Here is a 17,635-nt window from a genome sequence, read left to right on the forward strand (position 1 = left end):
AGGGCCCGCACGAGCCGTGATGTGAGCTAGCGTGACCGCCATGACCGACACCGACCTGATCGAGGGACCGCTGCACGCCGTACACACCGAATTGGGTGCGACATTCGCGCCTTTCGGCGGTTGGACCATGCCGGTGTCGTACGCCGGTGTGGTCGTCGAGCACACCGCGGTGCGGGAAACCGTAGGTCTGTTCGACGTCGGCCACCTGGGCAAAGCGTCGGTCACCGGACCCGGCGCTGCCGCCTTCGTGAACTCTGTTCTGACCAACGATCTCGGCCGCATCGAGCCGGGTAAAGCGCAGTACACCCTGTGCTGCACGGAATCCGGCGGGGTGGTCGACGACCTCATCGCGTATTACGTCTCCGACGACGACGTCTTCCTGGTGCCGAACGCGGCCAACACGGCCGAGGTCGTCGCCGCGATGGCAGCGCAGGCACCCGACGGCGTGTCGGTGGTGAATCAGCACCGCGAGTTCGGAGTGCTGGCCGTGCAGGGGCCGAAAGCGGCCGAGGTGCTGCAGGAACTGGGCCTGCCGACCGAAATGGACTACATGGCGTTCGAGGACGCAACCTGGAATTCGGTGGCAGTGCGGGTGTGCCGAACCGGTTACACCGGCGAGCACGGCTACGAACTCGTTCCACCGGCGGGCGATGTGGAACCGCTCTTCCGCGCACTGCTGGCCGCCGTGCGGTCTCGTGGGGGACAGGTGTGCGGGCTCGGAGCGCGCGACACTCTGCGCACCGAGATGGGATACCCGCTGCACGGACACGAACTGTCACTGGACATTTCGCCCCTGCAAGCCCGGTGCGGTTGGGCGATCGGCTGGAAGAAGGACGCGTTCTGGGGCAAGGAGGCACTGACCGCGGAGAAGGCCGATGGGCCGGCGCGAACACTGCGCGGACTGAAAGCTCTCGACCGCGGCGTACTCCGCCCCGGTCTCACCGTGCGGGCGTCGGGTCAGGACATCGGGACGACGACCTCTGGAACTTTCTCACCGTCGCTCAAGGTGGGTATCGCCCTGGCCCTGCTCGACGCCGAGGCAGCTCCGGCGGTCGGTTCGGAGGTCGAGGTCGATGTTCGCGGGCGTGCGCTGCGCTGCGAAGTGGTCGCGCCACCGTTCGTCGCTGCCAAGACCAGGTGACCGCGCGAGAGCGGGTGACCTCCACGATAGGATCTCGGTCATGACAGGTGTTTCCGAATTCGCGTACGTGCAGCATCCCTCGCCCGCTACACCGGCGGAGCGCGACGCCGTGCTTGCCGCACCAGGATTCGGAAAGCACTTCACGGATCACATGGTGTACATCGACTACACCCGAGACCGTGGCTGGCACGACGCGACGATCGCTCCGTACGGCCCGATCGAGCTCGACCCGGCGGCGATGGTGCTGCATTACGGACAGGCCATCTTCGAGGGCCTCAAGATCTACCGTCAGCCGAACGGTGACCTCTCGACATTCCGGGTGGAGTCCAACGCCGAGCGGTTCCGGTCCTCGGCTCGCCGGCTCGCGATGCCGGAACTCTCGGATGAGCTCTTCGTCGGATCGATCGAGAAGCTGCTCGAACTCGACCACGAGTGGGTGCCCGCGGCCGGCGGTGAGGACGCGTTGTACGTCCGTCCGTACATGTTCTCCACCGAAGCCGGCCTGGGCGTGCGCCCCGCCGACTCGTACCGGTACATGCTGATCGCCTCGCCTGCGGGCGCGTACTTCCCCAGGGGAGTCAAGCCGGTGAGCGTCTGGCTGTCCACCGAGTACGTCCGAGCGGCACCGGGCGGTACTGGAGCTGCGAAGTTCGCAGGCAACTATGCCGCGTCACTCCTCGCCCAGGCGCAGGCCAGCGACGAAGGATGCGATCAGGTGGTCTGGCTCGACGCCACCGAGCGCCGCTACGTCGAGGAGATGGGCGGGATGAACCTGTTCTTCGTCTTCGGCTCGGGCTCCGATGCGCGACTGGTGACGCCATCGCTGTCCGGATCGCTCCTCCCCGGCATCACGCGTGACTCGCTGCTGGCGCTGGCGACGGACGCCGGCATCCCCGTCGAAGAACGCCGAATCTCCACCGAGGAGTGGCGCAAGGGTGCCGACTCGGGCGAGATCACCGAGGTGTTCGCCTGTGGCACCGCAGCCGTCATCACCCCGGTGGGCAGCGTCAAGTCCACCGAGGGAGCATTCGAGATCGCAGGCGGCGAGCCCGGCGAGATCACGCTCGCACTGCGAGACACGCTCACCGGCATCCAGCGCGGCACGTTCGCCGATACCCACGGTTGGATGACCACACTCCGCTAGCTCCCGACGAGAATGCCGATGGCGGCCAGGGCGGTGGTGGTCTCGATTCCGGCCCCGAGCACGTCGCCGGAGAGACCGCCGAAGCGTCGGACGCAATGCCGAGTCAGAACCACGGCAAGGGCGAGCACAACGACGACCACCAGAGGGCCGTGCCACGGGCGGTCGGGCCTGATGTATACGGACATGGCCGTTGCCACGCCTGTCCACAACGCCACGAGTGCGGTCGACTGAGTGCCTGCCACCAGCGCGCCGAAGCCGGTCGGTGCCGCCGCGTCGATCCCTCGGCGGCACGCGAGCACCACCGACACACGTCCGATGACCGAGACGAACACGATGGCCCACCACATGTGCAACTGAGCGAGCTGGCCCACGCTTGCGGCCTGTATCCCCAACACCAGAGCAAGCGCTGCCACTCCGAACGGGCCTGCGCTGCCGGACTTCATGACTTCTCTCGCGCGCTCGGGCGGGCCGTAGCAACCGAGTCCGTCTGCGGTGTCGGCCAGGCCGTCCAGGTGCATCCCCCTGGTCAGCAATGCAGCAGCCGCGACGCCGATCAGTCCGCTGAGCAGCGGCGACAGTCCGACGGTGATCGATGCCCACACCAGCGCCGCGCAGGTGCCTCCGAGAGCGAGACCGACGATCGGAGCACGAGCTATCGCCCGTCCGGCCGCGTGTCGATCGACGTTCTCGGGGCCGCGTACGGGCAGTACGGTCAGCCAGGAGAACGCGAGCAACAGTCCATCGGCTCGCGCGCGCACCGTCAGTGGTCTTCGGTAGTGCTGTGGTCTCCGCTGTCACCGGTGCTGACACCGGAGTCGGCGAAAGTCGCCATCGAGTTCAACGTGCCGACGCCCGCACGAACCAGAGGCAGTGCCGCGAGGGCACCGGACCCTTCACCCAGTCTCATGGCCAGCTCGACGATCGGTTCGAGACGCAAATGACGCAACGCAAGTGTGTGAGCGGGCTCGGCCGAGCGGTGCCCGGCAACCCACCAGTCCCGTGCCCCGGCCGCGCCGTCCTCTGCCACCAACGCGGCCGCGGTCACCACGAGGCCGTCGAGAATCACCGGGGTGCGACGATGCGCGGCCTGTGCGAGAAATCCGGCCAGCGCCGCGAAGTCGGCACCGCCCGCTACCCGGAGCAGATCGGTCGGGTTCTTGGCGACCGGTCGCGCTCGACGCATGGCATCCCGGATTGCGGCGGTCTTCCTGATCCACCCGGCGTCGTCGATTCCGGTGCCTCGGCCCACGGCCGCAACAGGTTCGGTGTCGGTGAGGATCGCGGTCAATACTGTTGCGGGAGTGGTGTTTCCGATACCCAGATCGCCCGCGATGAGCAGATCCGCCCCACCGTCGACCTCCTCGTCTGCGATGGCTGCTCCCGCGGCGAGCGCTGCTCGAACCTCGGCTTCGCTCAGTGCATCCTCGCGGTCGATCGATCCGCTGGAACGTCGTATCTTGAACGCCGACACCGACGAATCGGTCTCGGCGTCCACCGCGATATCGACCACCCGCACCGTGGCGCCGGCGATGTCAGCGAGCACATTGACTGCCGCCCCGCCGCCGCGAATGTTCTCGACCATCTGAGCTGTCACCTCCGGCGGGTACGCAGAGACTCCATGCGCTGCGATCCCGTGATCGCCGGCGAAGACGACGACGCGCACCCGATCGAGCGAGCGTGGAGGGCAGCTGTCCTGGCACGCCGCGATCCATTCACCGAGCTTCTCCAGGCGGCCGAGGCTGCCGGCGGGCTTGGTGAGTTCACGTTGGCGATCCTCGGCGGCCGAGCGAGCCGAATCGGACGGAGCGGTCACCGGACGAAACGGCGACGACGCCGAATCTTCTGCCGAAAGAGTTGTCACACTTCGCCTTTCGCGGTGATGAAGTCTGCCGGTGGTTCCTTGAGGGTCATCGCGAGTCCCGCGACGACCAGCAGAACCCTGTCACACACTCCGGCGAGTCGAGAGTTCAGCAGTCCGAGCTCGTCTCGGAAGAGGCGTCCGGAATGCGATTCGGGAACCACGGACAGACCTACCTCGGGACTGACCAGCACAAGGGTGGACGTGCAGTCCGCAACCGCCCCGACAAGATCGTCGACGGCCGGCGTGATCGTGCCGCGCGGTCGCTCCCACGCCCGAGCGTCGTCGAGCATCCCCGTCAGCCATGTTCCGAGGTCGTCGACCAGGGTGGTGCCGTCCCAGGGCTCCGAAATCGATGAGGCCAGCGCGGTCACCGTCTCGACGGTGGACCAATGCTGCGGTCTGGACGCCCGATGGAGGTCGATGCGACGCTGCCAATCCTCGTCGGTGTGGTCGCGCCTACCGGTAGCGAGGTAGCGAACCGGCTCCGTGACGGCACACGACTCGGCGTGCGCGGACTTACCGGAGCGGGCACCACCGAGTACGAGGGTTCGAGTCGGTTCACCCACCGACGTCAGACAGCCGCGCCGGCGCTGACTCGCGGCTTGGGTGCGCGCATCTTACGAATCTGGGACGCGCGGACGAAGGCGTACCACCCGATCTTGAAGCCGCCGTCCGTGGTCTCGGGGAATCGGACTCGGATCTTGTTGTTGATCATCTTGCCGAGGTAGATGCCCTCGCCGACCATGAACAGCATCATCACGAACATGCCGAGAGTGACGTACTGCTGCACCGCAGGCTGCAGGAACAGTGCGAAGATCAGGATCAGTGCGAGCGGCATGAACAGTCCGACGAGATTGCGCCGCGCATCGACGATGTCGCGAACGTACGCGCGAACCGGACCCTTGTCGCGGGGGAGTAGGTACTTGTCGTCACCGGCCAGCATGCGCGCACGGCGCTCGGCTGCAGCGGCGCGGCGCTCGTTGGACGCGGCCTTGCGGTCTTCCTTGCTGCCCTTGTTCGCCTTGCGGCGCTCGCGAGCCTCTTTGCTCGTCAGGGGAGCCGGAGCGACCGGACCACGCCGACGGGACTCGGCGTCACGGCGCTTGGGTGTCGGCCGGCCCTTGCCGAGGGACACCGGAGATGCGGCCTCGTTCCCGGACGCAGTCGACTCGGATTCGTTCGAGTTCTGTTCGTCCGAATTGTCGGAGTTTCCACGGCGTAGCAGCTTCACGCATCCAGAGTATGGGATGACGTATCGATCTCGAACACCGGCCAGGTCAGCTAGCAGATCAGCAGATGCCGTTCGCATGGTGCGGCCCTAGACTTTCCACGATGCGAGTGATGATTGCGCCCGATTCCTTCGGAGACACCCTGACCGCCGCGGACGCGGCCCATGCAATCGCGAAGGGATGGGCGTCGGTTCGACAGCAGGACCAACTCGAGCTCGCCCCCCAATCCGACGGCGGGCCCGGATTCGTCGAGGTGCTGGCCTCGCGCATCGGCACTGTGCAGGTCGCCGACGTCGACGGACCGCTCGGCACCCCGGTTCGGGCACGCTGGCTGCTCGACGGCCAAGCGGCATACATCGAATCAGCGCAGGCGTGCGGGCTGCATCTGCTCGACGGTCCGCCGAGCCCCCTGTCCGCACTGAAAGCCAGCAGTTACGGCGTCGGGCAACTGATCGATGCAGCGATCGGCAGCGGGGCTCGAACGATCTTCGTCGGGCTCGGCGGCAGCAGTTGCACCGACGGCGGCCGTGCGCTGATTCGCGCGCTGGGCGGACTGGGATCGGCGGTCGCTCGATTGTCGGGGATCGACCTTGTCGCCGCATCGGATGTGGAAAATCCGCTGTTGGGCGAGTGGGGTGCGGCTCGGGTGTTCGGCCCGCAGAAGGGTGCCGACACCGAGACGGTCGAAAGACTCGAGGAGCTGAACACCGACTGGGCCGCAGTTCTGTCCGCAGCGGGTCACGACGTGGCGAAGCGGCCGGGTGCAGGAGCCGCGGGCGGCCTCGGTGCCGCCTTGTTCGCACTCGGCGGCACACAACAGCCGGGGGCCGTCGTGGTGGCCGAGCGAACCGGACAGCAGGAACTGCTCGAGACCGTCGATCTGGTGTTGACGGGTGAGGGAAAGTTCGATTCACAATCGCTGCGCGGCAAGCTGGTGACCAGAATCGCGGCCGCCGGTGGCGCGACCGGGGTGGAGACGATCGTGCTCGCGGGGCAGGTCACGTTGGCCGAGGACGACCTGGCCTCGGCCGGTATCGAGGCCGCACATTCGATCAGCGAGTTCGCGGGATCGGTGGAGTTGGCGATGTCCGATGCAGCCAACCAGCTCGAACTGCTGGCTGCACGTATCGCCGGCGAGGTTGCAGACTCTGCCGCGAATCCGAGGCGGCGAGCGTGAGGAATAGAGGCACCGAGAGTACGGTTGAGTAGTTCACGGGTTTTGTACGACTGATAGGGAGAGCCCATGACCGTTTCAAGCGAGACCACAACAACCGAAACCACGGCGCACAAGGTCACCATGACCGACACCGCGTCGGCCAAGGCCAAGGCGTTGCTGGATCAAGAAGGCCGCGACGACCTCGCGCTGCGCATCGCGGTGCAGCCGGGTGGTTGTGCAGGATTGCGTTACCAGCTCTTCTTCGACGATCGAAGCCTCGACGGAGACCTCGCGGTCGACTTCAACGGCGTCACCCTCGCAGTGGACCGGATGAGCGCCCCCTACGTCGAGGGTGCATCCATCGACTTCGTGGACACGATCGAGAAGCAGGGCTTCACGATCGACAACCCGAACGCCACGGGTTCGTGCGCGTGCGGCGACTCGTTCAACTGAGCTGACCCGTTTTCGACTGTGACCGATACACGCATGCGTGTATCGGTCACAGTCGTGTCTGCCTGTCAGCAAACCAGCACCTCCATTCGAAAGGCTCTCCTTCGTGACTCTCGCGGTATCCGGCTCGATAGCGACCGACCATCTGATGCGATTCTCCGGACGGTTCGCCGAGCAGATCGTCGCCGACCAGATCTCGAACATCTCGTTGAGCTTTCTGGTCGACGACCTGGTTATCCGCAAAGGAGGAGTAGGCGGCAACATCGCCTACGCGCTCGGAGTCCTCGGCGGCTCGCCGCTGCTCGTGGGAGCTGTCGGACCGGACTTCGCCGAATACCGCAGCTGGCTCGAAGAACACGGCGTCGACTGCAGTGGCGTGAGCATCTCCGCCACCGCCCACACGGCGCGTTTCGTCTGCACCACGGACCAGGACATGGCGCAGATCGCATCGTTCTACCCCGGGGCCATGAGTGAGGCTCGCGATATTTCCATCGAAGCGCTGGCGACCCAGCACGACCTGGATCTGGTTCTGATCGGTGCCAACGACCCCGATGCGATGACAGCGCACACCGCCCAGTGCCGCGCTGCGGGCATCCCGTTCGCGGCCGACCCGTCTCAGCAGCTCGCTCGCCTCGATGCTGCACAGGCAATGGAGATGATCGACGGCGCCGCGTATCTGTTCACCAACGAGTACGAATGGGCTCTGCTCAAGCAGAAGACCGGTATGTCCGACGAAGACATCGCCGCGAAGGTGGATCTGCGTGTCACCACATTGGGCAAGCGCGGCGTGGACATCGTCACCAAGGACGGTGCGCATACCCACATCGGTGTCGTACCGGAAACCAGCAAGGTCGATCCGACCGGCGTCGGCGACGGCTTCCGCGCCGGTTTCCTCACCGCGCATCTGGCCGGAGCAAGCATCGAACGTGCAGCGCAACTCGGCTCGCTCGTCGCAGTTCTGGTTCTCGAAACCACCGGAACGCAGGAGTGGAGCCTGAACCGCGACGACGCGATCAAGCGTCTGAGCGCGGCCTACGGCACCGAGGCAGGCGAGGAGATCGGCGGGCTGCTGCCGGCCTGAGATCGGCCTCACTCAGCGGGATCAATGCGGCTTTGTTGCAATCTGAGCGACTGGAATCCACATTGATCCCGGGTGAGACGGGTGTACCGGTCAGATGTTGACCGGGTATTCCGGTTCGGCGATCTGCGGCACGATGCGCTTCTCGACGAAGATGCCGTGCCACACCATGAAGATCAGCAGCGTCCACAGACGTCGGCTGTGATCGGACTTTCCGGCGCGATGGTCGTTGAGCATCGCGACTATGGCGGGCTTGTTCAGCAAATGATCGGTCTCAGACTCCGCGATCTGCTGGTGCGCCCAGTCGAACAGTTCGGTGCCTCGCAGCCAATGCCGCAGCGGCACAGGGAATCCCAGTTTGGCGCGATGCAGTACGTGACCGGGAACGATCCCCTCGAGCGCCTGGCGCAAGGCGTATTTGGTGGTGTCCTTGGTGATCTTCTGCTCGAGCGGCAGCTTCTCGGCGACCCTGTAGACCTCCGAGTCCAGGAACGGGACTCGGAGTTCGAGCGAATTCGCCATGGTGATCTTGTCGGCTTTGACCAGGATGTCGCCGCGCAACCACGTGAACAGGTCCAGGTGCTGCATGCGAGCCACCGGATCCCAGCCCTGCGACTGCGCGTAGATCGGCGCAGTGACGTCCTGGTGGGTCCATTCCGGTCGGAATTCGCGCAGTACGGACCGCAGTTGTGCGTCGTTGAAGCTGCGAGCGTTTCCGTAGTACCGCTCTTCGAGAGTCATCGATCCACGGTTCAGCAGGCTTTTTCCGCGGGTACCTTCCGGGATCCGCTCGCTCAACGACCCGGCAGCGCGTCTGAGGAATGCCGGAAGCGACTCGAACGGCTTCAGTGACAGCGGCTCGCGATAGATGGTGTACCCGCCGAACAACTCGTCCGCGCCCTCGCCGGACAGCACGACCTTCACGTGCTTGCGCGCCTCCTTGGCGACGAAGTACAGCGGTACGAGGGCCGGATCCGCCACCGGGTCGTCCAGGTACCAGACGATCTCGGGGATGGATGCCGCGAACTCCTCCGGCCCGACGACCTTGACGATGTGGCGAGCACCGATGGCAGCCGCCGACTCCGCGGCGACGTCGACCTCGGAGTACCCATCACGTTCGAAACCGGTGGTGAAGGTGATCAGATCAGGATTGTGGCGGATTGCCAGCGCCGCGATGGCCGTCGAATCGATACCGCCCGACAAGAAGGACCCGACTGTCACATCGGCGCGCATGTGCTTGGCGACCGAATCTTCGAGCGCCTCGGCGATCTCCTGGTAACGAGCCTTCTCGCTGCCGGGCGCGAACGGTTGGACCGGAAACTTCGGCGTGAAGTATCGGGTGACCTTCGGCGCGGTACCGGGGGAGAGGGTGGCGTAGCAGCCGGATTCGAGCCGACGGATCCCCGCGTGGAGGGTCTCGGGCTCGGGGACGTACTGCAGCACGGTGTAGTGCTCGATGGCGCGCTGATCGAGATCGTCGTCGACCCCGACCAGGTCCATCAACTCGAGCACGCTCTTCTTCTCACTGCCGAATGCGGTGCCTCCCGGGCCGGTGGCCAGGAACAACGGCTTGATGCCGAAGGGATCGCGTGCAATGAACATCTGGCGGGTCTCGGTGTCCCAGACTGCGAACGCGAACATGCCCCGCAGTCGCTGCACTGCGGCAGGACCCCAGTAGTGGAATGCGGCGACGATCGATTCGCTGTCGCCCTCTGTGGCGAACTCTGCTCCATGATCACGCGCCAACTCCGCGCGCAACTCGAGGTAGTTGTAGATCTCGCCGTTGAAGACGAGCGCGTACCGGTTCGGCGACTCGGGCGGACCCCATCGCATCGGCTGATGCGAGTGTTCGATGTCGATGAACGACAACCGGTTGAAGCCGTAGACGACGTCGTCGTCGTGCCACGTGCCGCCGGGCTCGTCCGGGCCTCGGTGTCGCATGCAGTGGGTTGCCGAGCTCACCAGCTCGACTCCGGCGGCGGTCGTTCCGTGAGACGTGAGTACTCCGAGCAGTCCACACACAGCGTCTGCTACCTCTTCTCGCAGTTGGGGACAATGCAGCGGTCCGAGTCTCCGCGAGCGGCGTCAGCGGGACGGCAGATCAGGAACCGAGTATGCCGCAGACACGCACGAGCGTAGGTGACGACCCAAGGATGGCTATCCGTCGGCTTTGGTCTACGCTGCGTAGTACTCGGGCATCTCCATGTGGAAGCCCTTATTCTTCAGTGGTGGGCAATCAGGAAGGCGTGAACGTGGCGCATAGTCGGATCCTTCGGCGAGCGGGGCTGACAGCATTTCTCGGTGTAGCCGCGTTGATGCTGTCGGGCTGTTCCATCAGCAGCGACAACGTACTCAATTTTGGTTTCGCCTCTGGCGTCACTCCTCAGGGGCGACGCATCGGCGACCTGTGGACCTGGTCGGTTATTGCCGCCTTGGTCATGGGCATCGTCGTGTGGGTCCTGATCTTCTGGGTGGTGCTCTTCCACCGTAAGAAGAAGAGCTCACCGGAGTTCCCCCGCCAGACGGCGTACAACGTTCCGCTCGAGCTGTTCTACACGGCCGTGCCGTTCGTCATCATCGCCGTCCTGTTCTACTTCACCGTGGTGGTGCAGAACTACGTCGACGAGAAGCAGGCCGACCCCGACGTGCAGGTCGACGTCACTGCGTACCAGTGGAACTGGAAGTTCGGCTACCGGACTATCGACCTCAAGGACGGTGCCGCCAAGTACGAGGGCACCGACGAAGAGGAGCAGGCGGCAGCAGAAGCCGCCGCTACCCCCGGCGAAGGCGCCGAGGGAAGCGAGGACGGCGAGTTCGTTCCCGGACCGATCAACGGTGCATCCACGCAGGACCTGTCCTACCTGCACTACAACAAGATCGAAACGGTCGGCTCGAGCGACGAGATTCCGGTTCTGGTTCTGCCGACCGGCAAGCGCATCGAATTCGTGCTCGCGTCCTCGGACGTCATCCACGGTTTCTGGGTACCGGAGTTCCTGTTCAAGCGTGACGTTCTCCCCAACCCCGAGGAGAACCACTCCGACAACGTCTTCCAGATCAGCGAAATCGAACGCGAAGGCTCTTTCGTCGGCCGGTGCACCGAAATGTGCGGCACTTTCCACTCGATGATGAACTTCGAGGTTCGTGCTGTGTCCCCGGATCGGTTCGAGCAGTACGTCGAGCTCCGTAAGCCGGTGTCCGAGGGCGGCGAAGCGCTCACCAATGCGCAGGCCCTGGAAGCCATCGGTGAAAGCCCTGTCGCAACGAGCACCTCCCCGTTCGAGACCGATCGCACCGTCCGTACCGCCACTGTCGCCGAAGGCAACTGACCAAGGAAGCATGCTGATATGAAAATCGAAGCCAAGATCTTCGAGATCCTCACTGTCTTCTTCCTCCTGGTCGGCATCGTGTACGCGTTGTTCACGGGCCTGAGCCGCACCGGAGTGGAATGGGCCGGCGTCACCGCGATCTTCCTGTCGGTAGGTCTGACGTTGATCGTCGGTACGTACTTCCGGTTCGTCGCCCGCCGCCTCGACACCCGCCCCGAAGACTTCGACGATGCCGAGGTCAGCGACGGCGCAGGCGATCTGGGCTTCTTCAGCCCCGGCAGCTTCTGGCCGATCGTGCTCGCCGGCGCTGCGTCCATCACAGCTCTGGGGTTCGCTTTCTTCCAGCCGTGGCTGATCGCGTTGGGAGTCGTGTGCGTCATCGCGGCGGCCGCCGGATTGGTGTTCGAGTACCACGTCGGAGCCGAGCGCCACTGATTGCCTTCGTCAGAAAAGGGCCCCGATCGTTCGCGAGAACGATCGGGGCCCTTTTCTGTACCCGTGGTGAGTTCCAGAGCCTCGGCGACGGCACGTGTAGCAATGACGGCCCAAGAACGGTGCGCGACGAGAGGTGGGGGCGACCAGGAGTGGGCGTCCGCGACGTCAGGAGGCGTCGGCCTCGGAGTGTCTCGCTATCGAGTCCGAGGTCGAGTCCGCCAAGGCGTCCAACGAGATGCCCAGCGCCTCGCACAGGGCCGCGACGGTGAAGAACGCAGGAGTCGGTATACGTCCGGTCTCGATCTTTCTGAGCGTCTCGACCGAGATGCCGGCAGCGTCGGCGACATCGGTCATGGTGCGGCTGCCTCGGTAACGACGCAGTGTTGCGCCGAGCCTGGCACCGCGAGCGAGTTCGCCGGGGGTGAGGGGGATTCGGACCATGTGCCGATAGTAATACCGGTGAGGCCGATCTGTTGCGACCCAGTGGCGCACTCGCACGGAGACGGTCCGCCGACTGTTTGTGCTCGCCGTGTGGGGCCGCCGGAGGCCGGGGGAGGGGAGAGGTACGAAGGTCCCTGTCCGTCGGTGTGGACGCTTCGTCTTGTCCAAGTGCAGTGGACGCAAAGAAGGGCGGCACCGTTGCCGGTGCCGCCCTTCTGTTGTGCTGTGTCAGATATCAGCGATCGCTGTCGCTGTCCTGACGACCCGACGTGATCGCCGCGTCTTCGTGCCCGTTTCCATTCGAGTGGCCGTTGCCGTTCGAGTGCCCGTTGCCATTTGCATGACCGTTGCCGTTCGAGTGGCCGTTGCCGTTTGCATGACCGTTGCCGTTCGAGCCGCTGCCGAGAATTCCCGCCTGGTAGTTGCGGAGCATCGCGAGCTGCTCGTGTTCGCCCTTGTGCAGTGCATCTTCGAGAGCCTTGCTCTGAGCCACCGGGTCCGGGGTGAACAACGATCCGGAGCCGGGCTTACCGGCCGAGCCGAGCTTGTTCATCTTCTTGGGTACCGGTGCGCCCTGGTAGTCGAGCGGAATCGGGTGTCCGTGATCGTCGACCGGTCCGAGCGGCTGGTGGATTTCCACGTACTGGCCGTGCGGGAGACGCTTGATGATTCCGGTTTCGATGCCGTGCTCGAGTACCGCCCGGTCGCTGCGCTGCAGACCGATGCAGAACCGGTAGGCAACGAAGTAGGCGATCGGAGGCAGGATCAGCACGCCGATTCGACCGATCCAGGTCATGGCGTTGAGCGAGATGTCGAACTTGTACGCGATCAGGTCGTTGACGCAGGAGAGCGTCAGGACGACGTAGAACGCGATGGACATCGCGCCGATGGCCGTACGGACCGGTACGTCGCGGGGACGCTGCAGCAGGTTGTGGTGTGCAGTGTCGCCGGTGAGGCGCTTCTCGATCCACGGGTAGGCGATCATGACCGTGAACACGAGGCCCATGATCACTGCCACCCAGAACACGGCCGGGATGGTGTAGCGACCGGCGATGTAGATGTCCCAGGCGGGCCAGAGTCGAGCCAGGCCGTCGGTCCACATCATGTAGAAGTCGGGCTGTGAACCTGCCGAGACCTGCGACGGGTTGTACGGGCCGAGGTTCCAGATCGGGTTGACCTGAAGCAGACCACCCATTGCTGCCAGAACACCGAACGTCACGGCGAAGAATGCACCGGACTTGACCGCGAACACCGGGAGAATACGAACGCCGACGACGTTCTTCTCGGTACGTCCCGGTCCGGGGAACTGCGTGTGCTTCTGGTACCAGACCAGCGCGAGGTGAGCTGCGATCAACGCCAGGATGATTGCCGGCAGCAGCAGGACGTGAGCCACGTACAGGCGCGGAATGATGATGGTGCCAGGGAAGTCGCCGTCGAAGATCAGCCAGTGCATCCATGTACCGACGATCGGGATGCTCATCGTGATGCCGGAGAAGGCGGCGCGAAGACCGGTGCCCGAGAGCAGGTCGTCGGGGAGGGAGTATCCGAAGAAGCCCTCGAACATCGCCAGGATCAGCAGCAAGCAACCGATGACCCAGTTGGCCTCGCGGGGGCGACGGAACGCACCCGTGAAGAAGATGCGAGCCATGTGCACGATGATCGACGCAGCGAACATCAGTGCCGCCCAGTGGTGGATCTGTCGCATGAACAGACCACCGCGGACCTCGAACGAGATATCGAGGGCAGTGGCGTATGCGCGCGACATCGTCACGCCGTTGAGTGGGGTGTACGCGCCCTGGTAGACGACCTCGCTCAGTGACGGGTCGAAGAACAGGGTGAGGAAAACGCCGGAGATCAGCAGGATCACGAAGCTGTAGAGCGCGATCTCACCGAGCAGGAACGACCAGTGGGTAGGGAACACCTTGTTGATCTGACGGCGCAATCCCGGTGCCAAGTGGTAACGACTGTCTACGTCGTCGGCCTGCTTGGCTGCGAGGGTTTGCAATGAAGGACTCATGAATCACGCTCCGGTCGACGTTCCCAGAAGGCGGGGCCCAGTGCTTCCTTGAAATCGGCTTGTGCCACTAGGTATCCCTCCTCGTTGACTGTGATGGGAAGCTGGGGCAGCGCGCGCGCGGCCGGTCCGAAGATCGGCTTGGCGTACTCGAGCGCGTTGAACTGCGACTGATGGCAGGGGCAGAGAATGCGGTTTGTCTGCTGCTCGAACAACGATGTCGGGCAACCCAAGTGCGTGCAGATCTTGGAGTAGGCGTAGTAGTCGCCGTAGTTGTAGCTCTCCTGGCCCTTGCGCTTGACGACCGTGCTGGCGGCGTCGGGGCGCAGGCGGATGAGCATGACGGCGTTGCGAATTCCGCGCAGGGACACGAGAAGTTCGTGCTCGCTCTCGCGGTCGGATTCGCGGAACGGGAAGACAGTCTCCATGGCACCAGCGTCCAAGTCCTCGGGCCGAACGAGAACGACATCTTCCGGTCGCCCGGTGTCTCGTCGGAGGTAGATGGTCTCTCCATCGTAGCGAGGTGTCCAGCCGGATACCCACAACGGAGAATCTTCGCCCTTGGCCCAGGGGTTCTTGATCAGGCCACCGAGAGGAAGCAACGCCATGACGCCGAGTGCGCCGCCACCGAAGAACAGTGATCGCTTGATCACCTTGCGACGACCGATGGTCGACGTGTCGAGTGAGTCGCCGAGCTCGGCGACCAAGGTCTTGCGGTCCGTCTCCGACGAACTTCCGTCGTGGCGGTCCTGGATGGAGACCTCTTCGGGAATGAACTTTTTGGTGAACTGCACAGCACCGACGCCGACGGCGAGGATCGCCAGACCCATCGTGCCGCCGATCAAAGGCGTGTACAGCGAGTAGAGGTTGTAGTTCTCGTCGCCGATTCCGGCGTACTGCCACGGCCAGAACAGGTAGACACCGATGAAGGCGACGGCCGAAAGACCGGCGATGGCGAACCAGATCGCCACGCTGCGCTCGGCGCGCTTCTCGGCCCGGGTGCCCTCGACGGCCCAGCGGTTTCTGCGGAAGGCGACGTCGACGCCATCGAGGTTGGTACCGAGCTCGACCAGCTGGTCGCGGCTCAGCGAAGCCAATTCCTCGTCGGTGTACTTCTTGTCGGCATCCACACCACCGGTGTTTGCTGCGTCCTTGCGGCCGGAATCGCCGTCGCTCATGATCTCGCTCCGATCCACAGTGTTGCGCCGACGACTGCGGCGATACCGACAACCCACAGCGCGATCGCCTCGGTGCCGGGACCGAAGCCCGCGAGACCCCAACCGCCTGCGGCCTTGGTTTCCTGAGCCGACTTGACGTACGCGATGATGTCCGACTTCTCCTCGATCGTCAGCTGACGATCGGAGAACTTCGGCATGTTCTGCGGACCTGTCACCATCGCGGTGTAGATCTCCTGCTCGTTCGCAGGCCCCAGATCCGGCGCGAACTTGCCGGAGGACAGGGCACCGCCCTGCCCGGTGAAGTTGTGGCAGGACGCGCAGTTCAACCGGAACAGCTCACTGCCACGTGCGATGTCGTCGCCGCGCAGGGACTCCTGTGCAACCTCGCCGTTGTCGTCGAGGATGACCGTGGGTCCGCCGCCGTTGGCCTGAATGTAGGCACCGAGGGCGTCGATCTGCTTGTCGTTGAACTTCGGTGGCTTCCGGAGTGCCTGCGCCTCGTTACGCACAGCAGGCATACGGCCACTGGACACCTGGAAGTAGACAGCCGCTTCGCCGACGCCGATGAGGCTCGGTCCGCGATCCTGAACGCCCTGCAGGTTGGCACCGTGGCACGTCACGCACGACGTGTCGTACAACTGCTTGCCTTCGCGAATGAGCGCAGCCGAGTCGGTGTCGGCGGTAGCGACCTGCGGAGTCGGTGTGAGGGCCGAAGCGAGGAAACCCGCGCTCAGAAGGCCCATCATCAGAACGAGAGCACCTGTGATGCGTCGGCGCGTCTTACGCTGCCGTCGCGTCTTGGCGGCGGCCTTGTCGACGGATGCTGCTGGGGGAGATGTACTCATCTTCTATCCCTTGTCGTGTCGGGACGGACCGAACGTCGGGGGCTGAATCCGTTCGTTCGTTATCTTTGGCGTGCTGACTGTCACTAGCGGATGAAGTAGATAGTCGCGAAGAGGGCAATCCAGACGATGTCGACGAAGTGCCAGTAATACGAGACGACGATGGCGGCGGTGGCCTGCGCGGGAGTGAACTTACTGACCAGGGTTCTGGTGATCAGGAAGACGAACGCGATGAGTCCGCCGATCACGTGCAGTCCGTGAAAGCCGGTCGTGATGTAGAAGACCGATCCGTACACGCTGCTCGACAACGTCGTGCCCTCGTGCACCAGGTGGTAGTACTCGTACGCCTGGCCGGACACGAAGAACGCGCCCATGGCCAGCGTGACGATGTACCACCGTCGAAGGCCGAAGACGTCTCCGCGCTCAGCGGCGAACACGCCCAGCTGGCACGTGAACGACGACGCGATCAGCACGGCCGTCACCGGTACGGCCAGAGTGAGGTTCAACTCGGTCGGTTCCGGCGGCCAATTTCCGTTCGCCTGGGCTCGCGCGACGAAGTACATCGCAAACAGCCCGGCGAAGAACATGAGTTCACTCGACAGCCACACGATCGTGCCGACGCTGACCATATTGGGACGGTTCAGCGAGTGCACGCGTTGGGTGATTGCCGATCCTTGAGTCCCTACAGCGCTCGTCACAGAAAGAAGTATGACCCGTCGTAGTACGGAAGGCATATCCGGGTCCGCTCTGGGCGCGTCGCAACACAACGAATCCAGGAGCGTCCTTGTTCCCACGCTGGTCAGGAGGACTGTACGGGCCGGTAGGGTCCAGTCGTGCAAGGCTGGCCTCATGGCAAAGAGCACCGAAGGTGGGTGGTTTCGGCGGCTGTTCTCGCGGTCGACCGCAGAACGTCTGGACCCCACGCGCGAGGATCTGGTGATAGTGGCGAGTTGCTTCGACGACGCACAGGCGTGTTCGGCTGTGCTCGACGACGCAGCCCGAACTCCGCCGGTGTGGACGGCGGCGTCGGATGTGTTGCTTCGGCATCATCTGCTGCTGCCGGCACACGAAGTAGAGGACGCGGCCGCGGTCGCGGCCCAGGACGACTACGAAGTGGGGCCCGCGGCCGAATTGTCGGACATCGATGGATACCGCCCACACGTGGACGACGGCGTTCCTCTGGTTCTGCAGCGCGTGCAGGTGCTCGACGCGCTTCATTGTTCACAGGAGCGATCTCGAATGGCGGGCCTCGCCCAACGCCGGGGTGGCGCTGTGCTCGGGTGGGATGCGCTGCAGCCGGCGCAGGCCGACCCGGCGTCTGGCTAAGCTTCCACCGCACC

The 17,635-nt window shown here is 64.4% G+C and carries 18 protein-coding genes; 8 read left to right on the top strand and 10 right to left on the bottom strand.

The window, feature by feature from the left end; translation table 11 throughout:
• The first annotated feature begins 40 nt into the window (after positions 1 to 40).
• Together gcvT and CH286_RS19665 are read left to right on the top strand one after the other, a co-directional pair.
• Entirely contained in the window at positions 41 to 1,141 is a 1,101-nt protein-coding gene (gcvT, locus tag CH286_RS19660) for a glycine cleavage system aminomethyltransferase GcvT (protein ID WP_094610155.1), read from the top strand.
• Between the two features lie 40 nt (positions 1,142 to 1,181).
• On the top strand, positions 1,182 to 2,285 hold the full coding sequence (locus tag CH286_RS19665; RefSeq protein ID WP_032403920.1) for a branched-chain amino acid aminotransferase: 1,104 nt from the start codon (positions 1,182 to 1,184) through the stop codon (positions 2,283 to 2,285).
• Here CH286_RS19665 and CH286_RS19670 read toward each other — a convergent pair.
• From CH286_RS19670 to CH286_RS19685, 4 genes are read right to left on the bottom strand one after another with little or no spacing between them, the layout of a single operon-like run.
• A complete protein-coding gene (locus CH286_RS19670; protein WP_094610156.1) occupies positions 2,282 to 3,043 on the bottom strand; it encodes an adenosylcobinamide-GDP ribazoletransferase in 762 nt (253 codons plus the stop codon). The two genes, CH286_RS19665 and CH286_RS19670, sit on opposite strands and share 4 nt — an antisense overlap.
• Positions 3,044 to 3,045: 2 nt before the next feature.
• Complete coding sequence (gene cobT / locus CH286_RS19675; protein WP_032403922.1) at positions 3,046 to 4,146, bottom strand: nicotinate-nucleotide--dimethylbenzimidazole phosphoribosyltransferase; 1,101 nt, start codon at positions 4,144 to 4,146, stop codon at positions 3,046 to 3,048.
• Positions 4,143 to 4,712 carry a bifunctional adenosylcobinamide kinase/adenosylcobinamide-phosphate guanylyltransferase gene (cobU, locus tag CH286_RS19680; RefSeq protein ID WP_094610157.1) on the bottom strand — a complete coding sequence of 190 codons (570 nt, stop codon included), beginning with the start codon at positions 4,710 to 4,712 and terminating at the stop codon, positions 4,143 to 4,145. Before cobU ends, cobT begins: the two co-directional genes overlap by 4 nt.
• A 5-nt stretch (positions 4,713 to 4,717) precedes the next feature.
• Entirely contained in the window at positions 4,718 to 5,377 is a 660-nt protein-coding gene (locus tag CH286_RS19685; RefSeq protein WP_032379080.1) for a DUF3043 domain-containing protein, read from the bottom strand.
• A gap of 101 nt (positions 5,378 to 5,478) precedes the next feature.
• Between CH286_RS19685 and CH286_RS19690 the strand changes: the two genes are divergently transcribed.
• The 3 genes from CH286_RS19690 to CH286_RS19700 all read left to right on the top strand — a co-directional run bounded on the left by CH286_RS19690 (position 5,479) and on the right by CH286_RS19700 (position 8,062).
• A complete protein-coding gene (locus tag CH286_RS19690) occupies positions 5,479 to 6,552 on the top strand; it encodes a glycerate kinase family protein (protein ID WP_094610158.1) in 1,074 nt (357 codons plus the stop codon).
• Between the two features lie 66 nt (positions 6,553 to 6,618).
• Positions 6,619 to 6,984: a HesB/IscA family protein gene (locus CH286_RS19695; RefSeq protein WP_032403924.1), complete on the top strand. Its 366-nt coding sequence runs from the start codon at positions 6,619 to 6,621 to the stop codon at positions 6,982 to 6,984.
• A 103-nt stretch (positions 6,985 to 7,087) separates the two neighbouring features.
• Positions 7,088 to 8,062 carry a carbohydrate kinase family protein gene (locus tag CH286_RS19700; protein ID WP_094610159.1) on the top strand — a complete coding sequence of 325 codons (975 nt, stop codon included), beginning with the start codon at positions 7,088 to 7,090 and terminating at the stop codon, positions 8,060 to 8,062.
• Positions 8,063 to 8,152: 90 nt separating this feature from the next.
• On the opposite strand, the gene asnB is transcribed toward CH286_RS19700, so the two are convergent.
• On the bottom strand, positions 8,153 to 10,081 hold the full coding sequence (gene asnB / locus CH286_RS19705; protein ID WP_094610160.1) for an asparagine synthase (glutamine-hydrolyzing): 1,929 nt from the start codon (positions 10,079 to 10,081) through the stop codon (positions 8,153 to 8,155).
• 224 nt (positions 10,082 to 10,305) lie between these two features.
• On the opposite strand from asnB, the gene ctaC reads away from it, so the two are divergent.
• Together ctaC and CH286_RS19715 are read left to right on the top strand one after the other, a co-directional pair.
• A complete protein-coding gene (gene ctaC, locus CH286_RS19710) occupies positions 10,306 to 11,385 on the top strand; it encodes an aa3-type cytochrome oxidase subunit II (RefSeq protein WP_176458300.1) in 1,080 nt (359 codons plus the stop codon).
• 18 nt (positions 11,386 to 11,403) lie between these two features.
• Positions 11,404 to 11,820: a cytochrome c oxidase subunit 4 gene (locus CH286_RS19715; RefSeq protein ID WP_094610162.1), complete on the top strand. Its 417-nt coding sequence runs from the start codon at positions 11,404 to 11,406 to the stop codon at positions 11,818 to 11,820.
• A gap of 165 nt (positions 11,821 to 11,985) precedes the next feature.
• Here CH286_RS19715 and CH286_RS19720 read toward each other — a convergent pair whose 3' ends face one another.
• The 5 genes from CH286_RS19720 to ctaE form a co-directional block, all read right to left on the bottom strand.
• Entirely contained in the window at positions 11,986 to 12,261 is a 276-nt protein-coding gene (locus tag CH286_RS19720) for a helix-turn-helix domain-containing protein (RefSeq protein ID WP_094610163.1), read from the bottom strand.
• Positions 12,262 to 12,496: 235 nt separating this feature from the next.
• Positions 12,497 to 14,278 (bottom strand): cytochrome bc1 complex cytochrome b subunit, encoded by a 1,782-nt coding sequence (qcrB, locus tag CH286_RS19725; RefSeq protein WP_094610164.1) that lies wholly within the window; start codon positions 14,276 to 14,278, stop codon positions 12,497 to 12,499.
• Complete coding sequence (gene qcrA / locus CH286_RS19730) at positions 14,275 to 15,453, bottom strand: cytochrome bc1 complex Rieske iron-sulfur subunit (RefSeq protein ID WP_094610235.1); 1,179 nt, start codon at positions 15,451 to 15,453, stop codon at positions 14,275 to 14,277. The genes qcrB and qcrA overlap by 4 nt, the downstream gene beginning before the upstream one ends.
• Positions 15,450 to 16,298: a cytochrome bc1 complex diheme cytochrome c subunit gene (gene qcrC, locus CH286_RS19735; RefSeq protein WP_094610165.1), complete on the bottom strand. Its 849-nt coding sequence runs from the start codon at positions 16,296 to 16,298 to the stop codon at positions 15,450 to 15,452. Before qcrC ends, qcrA begins: the two co-directional genes overlap by 4 nt.
• An 83-nt stretch (positions 16,299 to 16,381) precedes the next feature.
• The gene (gene ctaE, locus CH286_RS19740) at positions 16,382 to 16,993 is read right to left on the bottom strand and encodes an aa3-type cytochrome oxidase subunit III (protein ID WP_094610166.1); all 612 of its coding nucleotides are present in this window, start codon (positions 16,991 to 16,993) and stop codon (positions 16,382 to 16,384) included.
• Between the two features lie 151 nt (positions 16,994 to 17,144).
• On the opposite strand from ctaE, the gene CH286_RS19745 reads away from it, so the two are divergent.
• Positions 17,145 to 17,621 carry a hypothetical protein gene (locus CH286_RS19745; protein ID WP_037150887.1) on the top strand — a complete coding sequence of 159 codons (477 nt, stop codon included), beginning with the start codon at positions 17,145 to 17,147 and terminating at the stop codon, positions 17,619 to 17,621.
• Positions 17,622 to 17,635 lie beyond the last annotated feature (14 nt).

The sequence above is a fragment of the Rhodococcus sp. WWJCD1 genome, from assembly GCF_002258735.1.
Lineage (GTDB): Bacteria > Actinomycetota > Actinomycetes > Mycobacteriales > Mycobacteriaceae > Rhodococcoides.